This window comes from Maribacter sp. 6B07 (assembly GCF_002700155.1).
GTDB lineage: Bacteria > Bacteroidota > Bacteroidia > Flavobacteriales > Flavobacteriaceae > Maribacter > Maribacter dokdonensis.
Map to the genome: position 1 here is coordinate 95458 of NZ_PDUT01000002.1, position 19899 is coordinate 115356.

At 37.8% G+C, this 19899-nt stretch carries 6 protein-coding genes; 3 read left to right on the forward strand and 3 right to left on the reverse strand.

All coding sequences use genetic code 11. The annotated features are described in order from the left end of the window. Nucleotides 1-73: 73 nt before the first annotated feature. From CSC80_RS10260 to CSC80_RS10270, 3 genes are all read left to right on the forward strand, one after another. A complete protein-coding gene (locus CSC80_RS10260) occupies nucleotides 74-8659 on the forward strand; it encodes a T9SS type B sorting domain-containing protein (protein WP_099191600.1) in 8586 nt (2861 codons plus the stop codon). A gap of 179 nt (nucleotides 8660-8838) precedes the next feature. After that, nucleotides 8839-9555 (forward strand): PHB depolymerase family esterase, encoded by a 717-nt coding sequence (locus CSC80_RS10265; protein WP_058103302.1) that lies wholly within the window; start codon nucleotides 8839-8841, stop codon nucleotides 9553-9555. Between the two features lie 15 nt (nucleotides 9556-9570). Further along, on the forward strand, nucleotides 9571-10776 hold the full coding sequence (locus tag CSC80_RS10270; RefSeq protein ID WP_099191602.1) for a cytochrome c3 family protein: 1206 nt from the start codon (nucleotides 9571-9573) through the stop codon (nucleotides 10774-10776). 89 nt (nucleotides 10777-10865) lie between these two features. On the opposite strand, the gene CSC80_RS10275 is transcribed toward CSC80_RS10270, so the two are convergent. From CSC80_RS10275 to CSC80_RS10285, 3 genes are all read right to left on the reverse strand, one after another. Continuing rightward, nucleotides 10866-12623: a RagB/SusD family nutrient uptake outer membrane protein gene (locus tag CSC80_RS10275; RefSeq protein WP_236973371.1), complete on the reverse strand. Its 1758-nt coding sequence runs from the start codon at nucleotides 12621-12623 to the stop codon at nucleotides 10866-10868. A gap of 52 nt (nucleotides 12624-12675) precedes the next feature. Then, nucleotides 12676-15966, reverse strand: a complete 3291-nt coding sequence (locus tag CSC80_RS10280; protein WP_099191606.1) for a TonB-dependent receptor — start codon at nucleotides 15964-15966, stop codon at nucleotides 12676-12678. 380 nt (nucleotides 15967-16346) lie between these two features. Beyond that, nucleotides 16347-19679, reverse strand: a complete 3333-nt coding sequence (locus CSC80_RS10285) for a VCBS repeat-containing protein (protein WP_099191608.1) — start codon at nucleotides 19677-19679, stop codon at nucleotides 16347-16349. Between the last annotated feature and the right edge of the window lie 220 nt (nucleotides 19680-19899).

Consider the following 19899-nt stretch of genomic DNA (forward strand, 5'->3'; position numbering starts at 1 on the left):
ATAAGTAAAAAATTACACCAAAGAACTATAAAGATCCCAAATCGAAATTGTTCTTAAAAACGAAACTTAACCTATGCTCCCAAAACAACAGCGGTATACGCTGTATGTACTGTTTCTGATTGTTATTTCAGTAATTGGTACTACGGCTCTGGCCAACTCCAAAGTAAGTACTTTGTATGCAGAGGTGGCCCATGTAATCGAAAAGGCTGTTTCGATTTCTACCACAAATCAACCCATAAAAGAAAATAAAGAAGCGCTTACGCAAAAAGCTAGCTTGGCAGCTCCTGCAATGTTCAATACGGTTATTGTAGGTGCAGATGCTACCGAAACGTGTAACGATAACGGATTTACAATTGCCCGCTTTAATTTATGTGGGGATTATGATGATCGTATAATAAGTTTATCAGGAGGTCCTTATAGTAGTGTCATATGGCAAGAATTGGGAGGTTCTTGTTCACCTGATGTTAATACTGAATGTCCTAATACCACCGCTTCTTGTTATTCAAATGTTGTAACTGGGCAACAAACCTTTACTCTTGATGCGAGCTCTGTACCCTCTACTTCTGGAGCTGAGTATAGGGTTTTAGTAGACGGACAACCTTATTACTTTAAGGTTAAAAAAAGTACTATTACCCAAACTTATGTAAAACAAGACTATATATGTGGGGTTGATGGTAGAATTCAAATAACAAATCTTTCTAGTGCCTATGAATTTGCTATTGATAGTGGTAGCGGATTTGGAGCTTGGCAAGGAGCTATTTTCTCAAATTTGGCACCTGGTACATATAATGTAAAAGCTAGATTGAGAAATACGGCAAATACTTGCGAATACCCATATGAGCCTATAGTTATAGAAGAAAAGGAAATTGAGATTTCGGCAACGTTTACAGATGCCCTTTGTAGTGGTGATACCGGTAGTATTACCGTAACCGCCTCAAACGTTCCTGGTCCATATAAATATACCTTGCTTAATTCTAGTGGCGTTGCCCAAGAGTTTACCGCTTTTGTTTCTACAAATCCCTACACTTTTTCTGCTGTAGGTTTTGGAACTTATACGGTACAGGTAGAAACACAGCAATGTACTGGTGATCCGTTAAATGGAATTGATCCACCTAGGCAAAGTGTTGATGTCAATGGTAATCCATTAACTATTGGTGCGGGTGCTTCTGCTTTAGATGCATCTACGGAGGTAAACAGTAGTTTTGGGTGTTCTGACATCTCAAGTGTAGATATTACCTTAAATACTTCTGGTGGTTCCGCACCCTATACCTTTACGGTTAATGGTGGTCCGGTACAACCTTCTTTTGGAGATGCCGCTACCGATTCTGGTACTACCACATATACGGTAACCTCTGCAGGAACTTATGATTTTGTTATTACTGATAGTAACGGCTGTATTATAAATGCATCATCTGATGTAGAAGATCTGTTACCACCAGATGTTACAGTTGCAGGTATAGATGGTACATGTAGCAACGGTGGTGCAAAATTAGAGTTCACCATTAATAATGGTAGAGGTTATAATATTTCATATAGGGAAAGTGCAGCTGATCCTTGGGTAAGTACGCCACAGATTTCTGTTGCGGCAGGTACCTATAATGATATAGAGGTAAGATACCAACAAGGAGGTTTTGAATGTACTTTAGATTTGCCATCTGTAACCGTAGATACTGTGGACTCATTGACCGGAAGCGCTACTAAAGTGGCAGATGTAACCTGTTCTGGAGCTGGAACGGTAGGTGGTCAAATTGATTTTGTTGGTCCATTTTCAGGAGGCTCGGGTAGTGGTTATGAGTTTAGTATTGATGGTGTAAACTTCTCAACTGTTACTTCGTACACAGATTTGGCGGCAGGAACTTATACACCGATCATTCGTGATGCTGGCGGTTGTAGATTAGAACTTACTGCTATTGATATTTTAGATGTTGATCCACCTACGGATTTAGATTTTGCACAAAGTAATACAAGTTGTGCAGCAGGTACTACAGATGTTCAGTTGACACCTACTAGTAATGCTGCAGTAAATAGATATGAAATTATTAGTCCGGCGTATGTTGACAATGGTACTAATGATACGTTTACGGGTTTAATGACCTCACAAGCGTATATCTTTCAAATAACCGATGTTAACGGATGTTCGTATACTGAAGGTTTTAGACCGGTTGAAATTAGTTCTATCAGGGTACGAGTAAAATCTGGTGGCGACTTAAGGGTATGTAACGGTGCAACCGATGGTACGGGATCCTTTGTTGTAGATGGTTTTGCTAACAATTATACCTATGACATTAATGGTGGATTATTCACTGGAGGACCTCAAAATAATAATGAAGTAGCACTTCCTTTATCAGGTGCAGGTACCTATACCATTACAGTAACCGATGCCGATACCGGTTGTACGGATACTACTTCTTTTGATATTGAAGAGGCTCCTGTTTTAGATTTATCTACGAGTACGGTTACGGCAATGAGCTGTGCCAATGGTAATTTAGGAAGTGTAAGAGCAAATGCAACCGGTGGTTGGGGAACATATAGATATACCTTGACCCCTCCGGTAGGACCACAAATAGGTCCAAGATCTGGAAGAACCTTTAGTAATCTTTCTGCAGCGGGAACATACACATTATCTGTAGAAGATGCTGAAGGTTGTACAGATACCTTTACTTTTGACTTAAACCCAATTGATGCGCCATCTATTGCATTAGATGGTCCGTCTTCAGATTTTTGTTTTGTAGCCGGCGTAGGAGCTACGGTTGCCGTAACCTCAACCGCTGGTACTGCAGCAGTAGGTACGCACCAATATAGAATTAATGGTGGAACTTTACAGGCGAGTGCTTCTTTCTCAGGCCTTTCTCCTGGTAACTATACTATTGAGGTGGTAGATGGTAATGATTGCTCGGATAGTTTACCTATCACCATTGAGCCCCAATTAAGGGTAAACACCAGTATTGAAACTGAAATACCTTGTGGAGGAGCTCCTGGTCAAATTAGAGTTCAGGTGAACGGTGGCTATACTGCAGGCGCTGGGGCTAAACAATATGAAGTTAGTTCTGATAACGGGGTAACTTTTGGTGCGGCAATACCATTGACTTCCAACAACTTTTTATACGATACCGCTATACCGGGCGATTATGTCTTTAGAATTACAGATAACAATACTACAAGTAGTGGTTGTGTTGCCGAATCGGTTGCAATAACGTTGAACCCACCACAAAATATTGCAGCGGCGACATATATTACTAGACCCGTTAGCTGTAGCTCAACTAATAATGGAGCAGTAACAATAACACCCGATGCAACAAGTGGGGTGCCACCATATGAAGTTAATTTTAACGGAAATGGTTGGGGTTCAGAAACTGTATTTTCAAATTTGACCGTTGGAACGTATTCTTATTTGGTTAGAGATGCTAGAGGTTGTGAAACCGTTGCAGATACTTTTGATATTATTTTGGATAGTACGCCACCACCTGCAACTACAGTTTCAGAAGTTCAGGCAGTTTGTAGTGGTAGTGGTCCAGTTAGTGGAGGTATAAGTATTGATGCAGTTACAGATGGTACGCCTAGTTTTGATTTTATTATAGAGGATAATACAGGTGTAGAAATTACTCGTGTAGAGGATCAAAGTACTTTTCCGATCCAAATTTTAGATCCATCATTGGTAACTGGAGATTATACTATTATTACGATTGATGCCAATGGTTGTACCGATATTGATACGGTTACCATTACATCAAATGAAGTGGTAATTACACCAATTCCGCAACCGGTACCTCTAGATTGTGATGATACTGCTTTCACCTATGCTGTTAATGTTAGTGGAGGTTCAGGGTCTTATCAGATAAGATTGTTGGATCAGCCATCATTCTATAATCTAAATAATACACCAGGGGTCAATGACCATACTTTTAGCAACGCTACAGACGGTATTCAATATGGTGTAGCGTATACTGTTGTAGTATTGGATGTGGGTACTGGTTGTACCTATGAGCAAGAAATTCCACCAGTTGAGGGTCCGTCTTCTTTGGATGTTACGGCATCTTCCACACCTGGTGCTTGTGATATCAACAGAAATGGTGAAATAGCCTATGAAATTACTGGTTATACTATTGGTGATCAGTTAAGAATAGTATTGATCAATAACGAGGATGGATCGGAAACGGAGTTAGAAGCTGCTTTGACAACTACAGGTTTACCTTATAACGGTACCTACGCGGAATTGCCTGGAGATTATCAAATTTTGGTTGAAAATTTAACTGATACTTGTACAGATGCTGCATCCGTGACTATTGATCAGAATTTACCGGATATTGATATTTTACAGGAGGTTCCTGCAAATTGTAATGCCTTTGGTCAAGTTACGGTTCAAGGAAGAGGTGGTTCTGGCGGACCATATGAATTCGCGTTTATGAACAATGGTGATGTGCCTACTGGTACTGATTGGACAACAGATACCACGTTTACAGCTCCTGATGGTGATTATGACGTATATGTTAGAGATGCTAGCGGATGTACATCTTTTGATATTGCTACCATTATTTCTTTAGATCCAGATTTACCGGCACCTACTTTTACCGTTGTTAATCAATGTGATCCTACCTCAACGGCATTTGATATTACCGTTACCGTACCAAATTTTTTGAATACACCGAGATTTACTCTGGGTGGTGATGAACAATTGCCTACGGATGATGGTACAAATTGGACTTACACTTACACGGTAAGCAGTCCAGGTGATTATGTAGTAGATGTAGTTGATGCCAATGGATGTACAAGTCAAGGTACTGCCACGGTGTATGATTTCTTATCTGCAACAGGTGACTTTACTACTGATAGTACTTGTAATGATGCTGATGGAGAAATTACAATAACTACCAATGGCGGAAGTGGAGATTTCGATTATGAATTAACAGGTATAGATTATAATTCAAATGCGGTGGCACCGGTCTTACAAACCAATGATCCGGTATTCACTGGTTTAGAACCTGGTAATTACCAAGTTGTAATCACTGACCGTGTTGTAAATGATGGAACTGGTTTTTGTGAAACTACGGTATCTAACATTATTCTTAATCAGGCTGCTCAACCAGTAATTGTTGCTCAAGATGCTGATGATATTAGCTGTAGAGATGAGAATGATGGGTTTATAGAAGTAATAGTTGGTCCTGCAAATGCAATGGTTCCTTTTACTTCGCAAGATACTCCGTTAACCTATATTCTAAATGATGTTACATCTGGTACAACGGAAGTTACAAGGAATAATACGGGAGCCTTTTCAGGTTTGCCTGCGGGAGATTACCAAGTACAAGTAGTTACTGCACGTAACTGTGAGGTGTTGTCTTCGGTACATACCATAAATAACCCCGATGATTTTAGTATTACTGCCAGCGCAGCGGATTTTTCCTGTGAACCAGGTGCTAATAGATATAGTTCCACCATTATTACCGTGAACGTTGTTGATGCCGGTACTATAGGTTCTGGTTATCAATATAGTATTACCGGGTTCGAGAACTATCAAACAGGTAATACATTTGAAATCATTGATAATGGTTCTGCTCAGAATATTACGGTTTATGCTATAGATGGCAATGGTTGTCAAACTACATTTGATGTGCCTACGATCAATCCGCCAACAGATGTTGTACCCACAATCATAGATATTGATATTTTAAATTGTAGAGATGATGAACGTGTACGTATAGAAGTTGCGGGTACAACTGACTTTACTGTAAATACAGTTTCGGTTACAGCAGTTGCTCCAGTAACAAGTTCAGCCGGAAATAATTATGTAGACGTATTTTTACCGGATGTTGGTGATTATTTATTCGAAATTGTTGATAATACAGTAGGTTGTACCTATCCAATGCCTGTGCACACGGTTAACACGCCTGTTGCACCAACAGTATTAATAAGTGAGGCTAAACCGGTTAGCTGTGCGGTACCTGGTAGCGATGGAGCATTGTTCATTACCGTAGGTGATTATAATGGTGTATATGATTATATCGTTTATGAGGCTACTGATGATGCTAGAACAACTCCTTTGGCTTCAGGAACTTTTGATACCAATAATTTCCCTGATGTTAATGGTGATGAAGCCCGTATAGATAATTTACCTGGTGGTAATTTGATCGTAGATGTGGTTTCTGTGGGTAATCCATATTGTGCAGGTATCAGTAATGTTGCCAATATTAGAACACCTAACGGTCCGCTACAAGTTACGGCAGAGTCTATAGGAAATGTTAGCTGTACCAATGACACAGGTGAAATTGTTGCTACAGGTACTGGTGGTTGGGATACTACTCCTTATGAGTATAGATTATTAATGAGCACGGATAATGGTGCTACTTATACCACTGAAATTGCTGCATTTTCCAATGATAATGAATTTACCGGCTTGTCATTCGGTTTCTATGAGATAGAAATCAGGGATGTAGAAGGGTGTACAAATACAGTGGAGTTAGAATTAGAAGAAGTACCGCAAATAGTTGCCGGTATAAGAGAACCACAGAGTTTAGATTGTCCAAATGGTAATAATGCGGTTTTAGAAGCTTATGATATTACGTCTGGTGATGCTATTACTGCAACAGCAGGAGCAAGTGGTGGTTTTCCTGGTGCAGGTTACAATTATACATTATTGTATTTAAGTGGTGATGATAATACGGCTGTAGTATCTGAAAGTGGTTTGCAGAATACACCAACCTTTATTGGAGATAGTGGAGGGTACATCAGTGCTGGCTGGTACGCAATAGAAGTTTCGTCTAGTTTTGGATGTTCTTTTGTTACCGAAGCTTATTATGTAGATCCACCACCACCAATTCAGCCGGTATTGGTACAGACAAGAGTGCCCGGTTGTGGAGGGGATGGCGAAATGAGAATGACCGTTGAAAACCCTGATCCTTTGTTTACTTATGAATATTTAAGGGTGGAAAACGGTGTTACCATTGGTACCTATCAACCAATGACAGGGAATTCTGTTACCATATCTGGAGTACAGGGTATTACTTATCAATTTGATGTGAGAAAGGTAAATGCCGCAGGTGCTTGCCCCGCAATTAGATCAAATGGTATTACCATGACCGATGCTACGGGAATAACGTTATTGCCTAACTTACCAGATGATATTTCTTGTGCATCTGAATTGGATGGTAGAATAGAATCTTTTGTGAACGGCGGTGTAGGTGAAGATGTGTTCTATTTATACGAAGGTGACCCTGTTGATGCTTTTAATCCGGCAGCTACTGCAACAGTGGTAAGAGGTCCCCAAGATAACGGTACATTTGAAGGTTTAGCTGAAGGAACCGAATACTATATAGCGGTAACTAGTGGAGCTACTTGTAGTGATATTGCTGGTCCGTTCGCAATAGTTAGACCTGATCCTATAATTTTTGACGCCGTGCCTACAAATGTTTCGTGTAACGGTGAAGAGGATGGTACCATAACCGTATCTGTTAGCGCCGGTGGTGAAGGGTTAATACAGTTTGCGATTGCTCCTAATTTTAATGAGTTCTTTAGTGATTCGGATAACCCTGGTACATATACTTTTGATGAGTTGGCGGCAGGTACTTATGAGATTTTGATCAAGGATGATAATGGCTGTTTTGAAAAGGATTTTATTACTATTGAAGAGCCTGATCAAATAGAGGTGATCAATATAGATACTACACCCGAGTTGTGTATAGGTGCAAATAATGGTACTGTGGTATTTGATGTCATTGGAGGTACTCCTTTCAATGATCCTTTAGTAAATCCTACGCCATATTTTGAATATAAAATAGAAATGATCGATCCGGTAGATGAATCGGGTACCGCCACGTTTGCACCCTATACTGGTGAAATAATAGAAGACTTACAGGGTGGAGCATCTTATGTTATCTATATACAAGATGTAAACCAATGTACGGCTTCAGAATTATTTACTATAGATATTGGAGTAGATTTAACGGCAGCAGCTCAGGTGCAGTATGGTTGCGAAGGTATATTCCCTACCAGTACAACCACTATTCAACTGGAAAATGATAATCTTTTGCCGGAACTAATGTTTGCTCTAGATCCAATAGATCCTACAGATGCTATTACGGCTAATGCTACTGATGAGTATGTATGGGGAGATTTACCTGCCGGTGATCACATTGTATATATTTATCATGAAAATGGTTGTACCAATAGTGTTGAGTTCAGTATAGATGGTTATGAGCCATTAAGTTTGGTAGTTGATAAAACTGGTCCCAATGAAGTTCAAGCTTCTGCCGCTGGTGGTTATGGTGAATATGAATTCTTTTTCAACGGACAATCTTTTGGAGATGAGACCGTATTTACTACCAATGAAAGCGGAATTGTAAATGTTCGTGTTAGAGATGCAAGAGGTTGTGAACTGGAGCTTAGCGTACCCTTTGAATTCACCGGAATGTTAGAATTTCCTAATTTCTTTACACCTGATGGTGATAACTTGAATGATATTTGGTCTCCAAATAATAGAGAGCTATTTGATGGTGTAGTGGTTAAAATTTACGATCGTTACGGTAGGGTAGTAGCTGTTTTGGATGAGGTCAGTGGCTGGGACGGAACCTATGAAGGTAAAGAGGTGCCTACGGGTGATTATTGGTATGTTGTAAATGCAAATAGTGATGCCATCAAATATGTAGGTCACTTTACATTGTATAGATAATAACTTTAAAATAATATGATTTTAAAAGAAGGAGATGCTCTTAGCATCTCCTTCTGTGTTTAGGGGTGATTGCTTATAACTTAGTTTTGGTAAATAGCATTTGAAATCCAAATTGATCTAATGATACTTTAACTTTAATACAACTTGTTTTTAGGTACATTTGAGCGTAAATTGTTTTTATGATGAGGATTGTCCCGTATATAGTTCTATTGATTATTTTTCAAAGTTGTGCATCTCAAGAAAAGCCTAGTCTAATAGACGCTGAGATGGAGACCAATGTAAAAGAGAAATTATCTTATTATTTGTACTATCCTGAGGATTATGAGGACGAACCTGATAAAGAGTTTCCGATCTTATTGTTTTTGCACGGTGGTGGTGAATCTGGTGATAGCCTGGTCACGGTGAAGAGAAATGGTCCTCCAAAATTGATAGTTCAAGGAAAAAAGTTCCCATTTTTGATTTTGGCGCCACAGAACCCCAACGCCAAGAAATGGTGGAATACAAGGGCTGTTAAACAGTTATTGGATTCTATTGTGGATAATAATAGAATAGACAAAAAACGGATTTATATAACCGGATTAAGTAGGGGTGGTGGCGCTGCATGGGAAATGGCAGTGCAGTATCCCAATACATTTGCTGCAATGGCAGTAGTTTGTGGTATGGCACCATTGCCCTATGCTTCGTGGATCAATAGGGAAATGCCCATATGGGTCTTTCATGGTGAGAAAGATAAATCCATTCCATTCTCAGAGTCTGAAAATATGGTGGCTAAATTAAAGGAAATGGGATATGAGGTAATTTTCACAAGATATCCTAACGTAGGTCATAGTGCATGGATAAAAGCTTATGAGACCGATGCACTTTATGATTGGTTTATGAACCAGGAATTAAAGTAGATTTTAAAAACTACAATGAAAAGCAAGCATACAAAATACATTTTATGGTCAATTGTACTTGTATTGCTTGTTTATATCTTATGGTATCTAAAACATACTGTTACAATCTCGGATTATTTAGAGCCGGAAATCGTAGCTACACATTATAATGGCAAAAACTTTGTAGCTCAGGATACCTGCATAGAATGCCATGAAGATATTTTTAAGAGCCATGTAAAAACAGCCCATTACAACACCTCAGCGATTGCCAATGAAGAACACATTAAAGGTAAACTTGCCGAAGGCTCCAATGAGCTGAACCTAAAAGGGGTGCGTTTAAAATTAATAAAAGAAAACGATGGGATTTATCAATTGACCAAACCAAAGTTTGGCGATACTGCCTTGGTGAAATCTAAGCTGGATATTACTATTGGTTCTGGTGTCAAAGGGCAAAGTTATCTTAGCTGGGAAGATGATAAGCTGTATCAATTACAGGTATCCTATTTTGAGCCTGCCAATACTTGGGTCAATAGTCCCAATTTTCCCGAGTACTCTTTCAATAGACCTGTAGATGATAATTGTTTAAAATGTCATGTGACCTTTGCCGAAAACAAAAATGAATCTGGTAACGGAAATATTTATAACCGAAATAAATTGTTGCTAGGTATTGATTGCCAAAGGTGTCATGGACCATTAGAAGAACACGTAGTTTACCATAGGACCAACCCTAATGCGAAAGTAGGTGTGCATGTAGATAATTATGGTAAGTACACCCAACAACAGCGCTTAGATGCCTGTGCCGTATGTCACTCTGGGTTACAAGCACAACAGGTAAAAGGTAATCCGTTCTCCTTTATTGCTGGCGATACATTATCGGCCTACTCCAAAAATTATCAGAATAACAATAGAAATCTCAAATTAGATGTTCATGGAAATCAAATGGGGCTTCTCAGTGAAAGCAAGTGTTTTGTGAATTCTTTAAAAATGGATTGCATTACTTGTCATAGTCCACATGAAAATGAACGAGGTGAACAAGATGTTTTCAATGCAAAGTGTTTGTCTTGCCATACTATTACAGCTATTAATAGTAGCGTTGAGGTAAATAAACATACTGAAACGCTAAATTGTATTTCCTGCCATATGCCCTTGGTACCTTCTGAAGTAATGAAGTTAAAATTAGACGATGGTCTCAACGAAATACCGGTCTATATTAGAACTCATTTAATAGGTGTCTATCAATAGTTTAACCGAGTAGTTTTAAGTTAATAAAGAGTGGCCAAAAAAATAATTTGACCACTCTTTATGCAACTAACAATTAACAATTATTTTAATTAGTAAGCTGGATCTTGTGTCAATGTTGGTTGACCATCAACTGCAGATCTATCAATTGCTTGACTTGGTATAGGGAAATATTCATTTTTTCCCTCCGTAAAAGATTTTCCTACTAAGTATGTTCTATGTTGAGACTCACTGGCTATGTAGTTGTTTAAGGTTTCAGCGGCAATTCCCCAACGGACCAGATCCCAATAGCGGTGACCTTCCATGGCAAATTCCAATCTTGTTTCAAAACGTACGGCATCCCTTGCGGCAGCTTTGTCCGTCCAGGGTGCATCATACGTTGCAATATCATAATTTGCTGCAGCTTCGCCCTCTACAATGCTGAAATCATTTCTGTCCGTACCTTGTGTGGCCAAGGGTACAAATCCATCAGGATTAGCGGCTCTTGTTCTAATTTCATTTACAAGTTCACGAGCTCTTTCTAAACTTCCTACTTCCACTTCTGCTTCTGCCAACCATAATAGAATCATGCCATAGCGCATATATCTGTAATTGTTTGCTGATAGATTTCCCCATCCGCCAACACCAAAACCTTCTGGCTCTGCCACATGCTTCTTAGAGAAGAAAGGACCTGCATATGACAAATCTCTAACAAAATCGGTTTGATAGATTTTGAAACCTTTGTAAAGTATTCCAGGTCTTCCTAAAGTATGATCTATTCTAGGGTCTAAAGTAGCCGTTTCAGCACTAGTACCATCTTCATTGGTATCTATACTGATGTCCTCAGCATCAAAATTATCGATCAAAGGTAATCCTGCTTCGGTTCTATAGGCATTTACCAAGTTTTGTGATACCTGATAAAATCCGCAACAACCCCAAGGGTCTGTATAAGGGTGGGCAAGACCCATACCTCTACTAGAGGCTTGATCTGCAGCACTACTTACGGCATATTGAATTTCAAATATAGACTCTGGGTTATTTCTTGTGGCTACCAAAAAATTATCTTCAAATTTAGTGGCAAGGCTAAATACACCTGAGTTCACAATTTCATCTAGCAAAGTTTTGGCCTCACCAAGTTTTGCGGTATTAGGCGTTCCATTCTCGTCCCAACCCTGGTACATTTTTGATTTGGCCAAGAAAGCTTTAGCTGCCCAACTAGTAGGTCTACCTACTTGACTTTGTGTTGTGGGTAAACTTGCCGCTGCAGCTTCAAAATCAGCTTCAATAAACGGCCATATTTCACGATCATTAGGCACTTTGGTGCTTTCAACATCATCTAAAATGTAATCTTCCTCGCCAATGTAAGGTGGCATTCTCCACATTTTGCGTGCTTCCATATGAAAAATACCTCTTAAAAATCGCGCTTCTGCAATCACTTGGGTTCTCTTTTCATCAGAAAGATCTTCTAAACTATTGGCGGCGTTAATGGCATTGTTTGCTCTAGCTACACCTTTGAACAATGATCTCCATCTATTTGTAATATGACCATTGAAAGATTGATAGTCATAGGCTTCAATAAAAGACTGCTCTGGTTGGTCACCCGCATCGGTACCCTTTAGTGCATCATCCGAAGCTATGTTAAATGCCCAGTTTTCTACCGTAACGTTCCAATCTGCAGTGCCATCTAAACCTGCACCGTCAATCATGGCATAGGCACCCAATAGAATGCCATCTAAACCATCTTCCGTTTCAAGACTATTTGTACCAAATTGCCCCTCTGGAGTTCGTGTTAAAAATTCATCGCTACAACCAACCGTAAAGATGGCCATACAGATAAATACCATTAATATTATATTTTTTCTTTTCATCATTAAAATTTTATATGTTTCATTAAATGATAGCTTTTTTAAGCAATTAGATTTTTTAGTTAAGGGTTAATCTTAGACCTAATGTATAGGTACGCGATACCGGCATGTAACCGCCATCAAAGCCTAATGTAGCGTCATCTCTATTGCCTGCTTGTATCTCGGGGTTTAAACCTGTGTACTTTGTCCATGTAGCTAAGTTTTGACCCTGTACATATATCTGTCCTCTTGAAATACCTATTTTTTCCATTAAATCTGAAGGGAATGAATAGGTCAACTGAACATTTTTAAGTCTAAAATAACTACCATCTTCAATGAAATAAGATGAAGGTCTACTACTAATTTGATCGTTAGCATCCATTATTGGCACAGTGGCATTTGGATTAGCCGCTACCCATTCGCTAATGGGAGCAGAAGGGTTGGCAGGTTGCCATGCATCATAAAGCGCTCTTTTTGATCTGTTTCCTTGAAAGGTGTTGAAATCTGCAAAATACCTTACGTAGTTGTAAATGTCATTTCCTTCAGAACCATTACCAAATATGTTCAAGGCCAGGTTTTTGTAACTAACATCTATATTGACACCATAGGTGAAATCTGGGTGCGGACTTCCAATGATCGTTCTATCATCATCATCTATCTGCCCATCATTATTCACATCTGTTACCTTCAATTTACCAGGTGCATTGTAGCTGCCATATGTAGGCCAAGCATCTGCCTCTGCCTGAGATTGGAAAATCCCTTCTGTCTTAAAGCCATAGAAAGATGATATTGGTTCGCCAACTTCTGTTATGGTTAAAGAAGGAACTCTTGAAGCATCACCAAACAAAACGGTACCGTCATTTGTTTCACTTAATTTATTAACCTCGTTTTTGTAAGCAGAAAGGTTGAAGCTAACACCGTAACCCCAGTCGCCTTTTTTATCGTCCCAAGATATTTGTAAGTCTACACCTTTATTGGTCATTTCACCAACATTGAAGAATGGTGCTTGTGCATCACCTGCGGTATACGTGATTTGTCTTCTAAACAACATATCTGTCGTTATCCTGTCCCATAAATCAAGACCAATATTAAATCTTCTATCGAACATTGAAAGGTCAACACCAATGTTGTTTGATGTAGTAGTTTCCCATTTAGCATTTGGGTTACCATAACTTTGAACGTCAAAACCTAAAGTTGGTGCACCCGTTGCTCCATCAATTGGATATCCTGCGTTGAAAATATTGGAGCGGTAAGTAGTATAAGAATTGTAATCTCCAATTTCTTGGTTACCCGTTTTACCCCAACCATATCTAAGTTTAAGTTCATCTACCTTTTCTAGATTTTGCATAAAGGCCTCGTCTGATACTCTCCAACCTAAACTAAAAGCAGGGAATATTGCACTCCTAGAAGCAGATTGAAACCTAGATGAAGCATCATTTCTTAATATAAACTGAGCTAAATATTTTCCATCGTAGTTATAATTCAGCTTTCCAAATTCAGAAAACAGCGTATAATCTCTAAATGCATACCCGTAGTTACTCGCCGTGGTAGCATCACCTAAATCTAAATAGCGTTGAATGTCAAGTGTTTCAAAAGCATAGCCATTTCTACTGGCCCCAAATTCTTCACCATAAGCCTCAATACCCTCAACCCCTACGTAAGCATCAAAATTATGGACTTCATTCCAAGTTTTAGCATAGGTCAAAACCGTATTCCATTGCCATTGATATTCATACCTGTTAGTGGAAGTAGATCCGCTGATGAAGTTTCCTTCTACATACTCTGGGTTTTGTCTTCTTAAATACCTACCTCTTTCACCTGTAGCATCTACACCAAAACTAGTTTTCACCTGCAAGTCGTCCGTAATGTCATAAGAGGCAAAAACGTTACCGAATACACGTAAGCGATATGTTCTGTTGTCTTGCTCTCTGTATAAAGTTGCATATGGGTTAAAGTTGTTACCTAGGTTAGCACCTCTACTACCTGCAAAGTTACCGGCAATATCGTAGATAGGTAAAAGTGGATGATGTTTATACGAACCCGAAACTGCATTTTGTTCTTCATCATTTCCAAAACCACCTTTTCTATTGTCAAAGTTTACAGAAAGGTTTTCACCAACAGTTAACTTTTTATTTAATGCTTTAAATTCTGTATTTGCACGAATGGATGTTCTATTGTAGCCTACAAATTTAGTTATCGCATCTTGAGCAAAGTAACCTAGTGTAAAGGCATATCTTGCATTTTCAGTTGCGCCAGAGGCTGATATTTGATGGTTTAAAATTGGTGCGGTTCTAGTTACTTCATTCCACCAATTGGTATCGGCGGCGCGCACAATAGCATAAATATTACCTTCTTCCAATGCATACAAATCGGGGTCTGTACCGGGATCACCTTCCATGGCGCCACTTGGGAAAACATAGTCAGGTATTCCTATTTCTCCATTTGGGCCAAAAGAATATTGACCATGACTAGGATCCTTGCCAGCATATAGATCGGCTAAATAAAGGTATTCACCTAACTCCGCAGCATTTAAGGCTTCTACTTCTCCTAATCCCGACTGTAAACCGTAATAGGTATCATAGGTGATGACCGGTTTACCCATTTTACCTTTTTTGGTGGTGATAATTATTACACCATTTGCAGCTCTTGAACCGTAAATTGATGCTGCGGATGCATCTTTAAGAACCTGTAAAGATTCTATGTCATTTGGGTTAAGGTTTGCTTGTGATCTTGAAGGTACCCCATCAATAACGTATAGAGGGTCATTGTTACCAATGGTACCAAAACCTCTAATTCTTACCGTAGCCTCACCACCGGGAGTTGCATCATTTACAATACCAATACCGGCAGCCCTACCTTGTAGTTGTTGTGCAAAAGTAGTAGCAGGCACGGCATTTAGCTCTTCAACATCTACTGTTGAAACTGAACCGGTTACATCTCTTTTAGACTGAGAACCATATCCTGTTACAACAACCTCATCCAAAGCAGCGGCATCTTCGGTTAAGGTTACTGAAATAGGAGAGGAGCTAGCAGCTATTTCAACAGTTTTAAAACCTACGTAACTCACTACTAAGGTTGCAGATGTCGCTACGTTTATGGTAAAATTACCATCAAAGTCGGTTTGGGTTCCATTTGTGGTACCTTTTTCAATGATACTGGCACCAGGTAACGGAGTGCCTAGGTCATCTAATACCGTACCGGTCACAGTTGTTTGAACCTTGAGGGGTTCATTGTACTTAATTTCGTTTGGCTTTTCATTAGCGCTAAGGCCATTAAAGCATAAAGACGCTAAAATCAATAAAAATCCGCTTCTTAAGACTGACTGTCTTTTCTTGGATTTTAATGATCTAAAATCTAGTTTTTGATTCATAATTAGTTGTTGTTTGATTAATTGTTGATTTATTAACTAATCTTAATTTTAGTTAAGATTAACGTAATATTATTATAATATTAGTTAATAATTTATCAAAAAACCAATTTTACCTATTAAATTTTATGAATAGTTTATTTGTAGTTTCAGTGGTGTTGTTTGTCGATAATTAGATGTCGTTCAGGTATGATTTTGTAGGGTAATAAATACAAGTTAAGTGAGGTGTCAAGCAAAAAAGGGTAAAATAATCTGTAACCTCACAGATTATTTCACCCTTTTTTATTTTAATTTAAATAGCTAACAAAAGTTGGATATTCTCTTGAGATGTTTAAATATCCTCTATTTAATTAGGCTTGCTCAAATTAATGAATTCATGCGAACTAGTTTTTTTGAAAAATTCTTATAGAATCTCTGTTTTGCGTAACAATATAATAGGGTAGTGCGTTCTTACTATTTTTAACGGTAGTGATACTTTTTGCATCACCAGGAACAAAAAAGCCGCTTTTGCTAGTTGATACCGATTTAAAATTACCATTACCATCATTTTGCAATAGCAGACCGTTTAAGGCATCATTACGACCTACAAAAACTTCATTACCAAAATTATTGCCAATTAATAAGATGTCATTATAACCGTCTTCATTAAAATCTACCGTTATTGAACCGTTAATAGGGGCTACTTGTGCATCAATAGGTAAAGGCATATGTGAAAATTTACCCTCACCTTCATTTAGCAGCACTATGCTTTTGTCATAATTAGCTGTTAATTTAGTTGAATTTTGTAATTCTTCATTAGAAAACAAGCTTGTGATTGTTGCCCTTGAATAGGCTTTAAAAGAATTGTACTTGGCTCTGAAAATAGGACTTTGGCCATTTAAATCTCCCCAAAAGTTTACAGGAAATGATTTGTAGGTAGGGTTTTCAAAGCTTTCTTTAAAGTAAGCGAACATGACTGGGTCTAAAGTACCATTGTTATCAAAATCTTTGGCAATCAGATTAACAGGTTTTTCAGGTGTAGAATTGTAAAAGTTGTTCATACCTAAATTACCTATTATAAAATCTATATCACCATCATTGTCAACATCTGTTTTTGTTATACTCTCCCACCAGCCAAATAAACTGTCTACCCCGGTATTTTCCAATTTCGAAAAACGTGTAAGGTTATTTTTATAAATGGTAATAGGCATAAATTCACCCACAATAATTAGATCTTCATTTCCATCCAAATCAACGTCTGCCCATACAGCATCGTTTACCATTCCTATATGACGAAGGTCTGGAGCTATATTGTCCGTAACATCTTTTAAAATACCTTTTTCGTTCTTTAAAATAAAACTTTTGTCAGGATTGGGGAATTTAGAAAAAGGAGTTTTGCCACCAACAAAAAGATCAACATATCCGTCATGGTCGTAATCGGTAATAGCTACTGTAGAACCACTTGTTTTAACCAATGGCATTTTATCCGTAGTAAGCATGAAATTTCCGTTACCATCGTTTGTTAGTAACCTATGATTGTAATAATTGCTATCCAATTTAAACTCGTTACTGCCAGAAACGAGATACATGTCTAGATCGCCGTCATTATCTAAATCAAACAAAGCAATACTTTCTTCTTCATATTTTTTATTTTCCTCATCGGTGAACAAAGGTTTTTGTGTAAAATGACCTTGCGCATTTTGGAAAAATAATTGTGGCGACATACCGGCAGAACTGGCAACTATAAAATCTTGATGACCATCACCGTTTAAATCTCCAGCAGTGGTAAATGGACCATTTTGTGTTAGTTTATGCGGTAATGTACGTTGAATGTTATAATCGATGATATCTTTTTCTTCATGTAAAAACGTTACCCCAATATCTTTTGAAACTTCTCTAAAAATTGGTTTTTCCTTTTTGGGGACGAATGGAAAAACAAGGCTGTTATTTTTTACTGTCTTTGCATTTTTGGCCTCTAATATTATACGTTGGTTACTTTCAATGTCGGTCAATTTTTGGTATTTATTATCTGGCCATAAAACTTCGATAGACTTAACTTTTGTTGCATCACCAAGACCAAAATGAAATATATCCTCAACGGTAGACATGTAGCCCCTATAGGTGTGATATTCTTTATACTGAAATGTGCCATCATTTAGCCGAACAACAATTTTAGCTCCATCCTTTAAGGTATTGGAGGAGGTGTTATTTAAAGCTATGCTCAAATAATTATTTTTTTCATCACTTGTGTCTGTAGTATTTTCAAATATGGATGCTTCATCATTAATATTGTTTATGATATAGTCTAAATCCCCGTCATTGTCAAGGTCGGCAAATGCAGCACCGTTAGAAAATGATGGTATGCCAATGCCCCAATCATTACTTACATCAGTAAAACCATTGTTATGATTATTTTTATAGGCATAGTTTGGAATCTTAATTTTAGGAATTGAATCTAAGATTTGTGCAGGACTAAGATATCTACTAACATTAAATTTAAAATCGCCAAAATCCAAATCGGTAATATCTCTAGGAAAGCCATTTGTAATCATTAAGTCTTGGTAGCCATCATTGTCCATATCCGCAAAAAGTGGTGACCAACTCCAATCTGTTTTTGACACGCCAGCCAATAAACCTATTTCGCTGTAAGGTATGTTGTTGCCATTGCCTTTTTGAAGCATGTTTCTAGTGTGTTGGTATTCATAACCAAATCTTTCGTTCAAAATATATTCAGTGTATTTATGCCCAGATAAGGTAGTTTTTAACCTTCTGTTGGTTTCGCCAAGCATATCCAAGGTTACAATATCTAAATAACCATCATTGTTAAAGTCAGATATATCATTACCCATAGAAAATTTGCTTTGGTGCTTTATACGAGATGCAATTTGATTGGTAAATGTTCCGTCTTGGTTATTGATATAAAGAAGGTCATTGGTCAAATAGTCATTACTTACATAAATATCTGGCCAGCCGTCATAGTTAAGGTCAGATATAGAGAGCCCTAAACCAAAACCTTCAATAGTTATACCTGCTTCAACGGTAGCATCTGTAAAAGTGCCGTCGCCGTTGTTCTTGTATAATTTATCATTGCTTAATGCAGTTCCATCGGTAATTTTCTTTCTATAGTTGGTAGGTAAAATATGAATATCTACATTATTAAGTACATATAGGTCAAGTAAGCCATCTTTATTGTAGTCAAAAAAGGTAGCGCCCATACTGTTGCCAGATTCTTCTATACCATATTCTTTTGCTAAATTTTTAAAAATTGGAACGCCATTTTCATTTAGACCTTGATGAACAAATAGTATGTTTTTTTTGGCCTCGTCACTATTCAACATTGCAGAACATACATACATGTCTAAATAACCGTCATTATTGATGTCAGCAAGTGCAACTCCAGTATTCCATTGATCAATAGCTTCTATGCCAGATTCTTTTGAAACATCCTTGAATTTAAAATCACCAAGATTTAGGTATAATTTATTATTTACTTGATTACCGCTAAAAAAAATATCCGGTAGCTCATCATTGTTGAAATCACCTACGGCAACACCACCACCATTAAAAATGTATTCGCTAGTTAGAATATTAAAGCTATCCGTTTCTATTATTTTATTGTTGAAGGTAATTCCAGATTCATTACCCGGAACCATTTGAAATAATGTTGATTTTTGTTTAGTACATGAAAAGATACTAATTGCGATCAGTATTATTGAAGAGTAAGAAATAATACGCATATCAGTTAGTTTTTGTTGTGTTGTTTGTTGTAAGTTATTGTTTAAGTATTGTTCTTATCAGTTAATTGAGTTTAGACAAGTGTTGAGGAGTACTATTTGAATGAATAGTCTATTTGTTCATCTACTATGCAAAATAGTGTTTTACAATGAATTTATGAAAGTTAAATAGATGGCATTATAGGCTTAAATTATTTAAAATTTAACCAGGGTAATTCTAAAT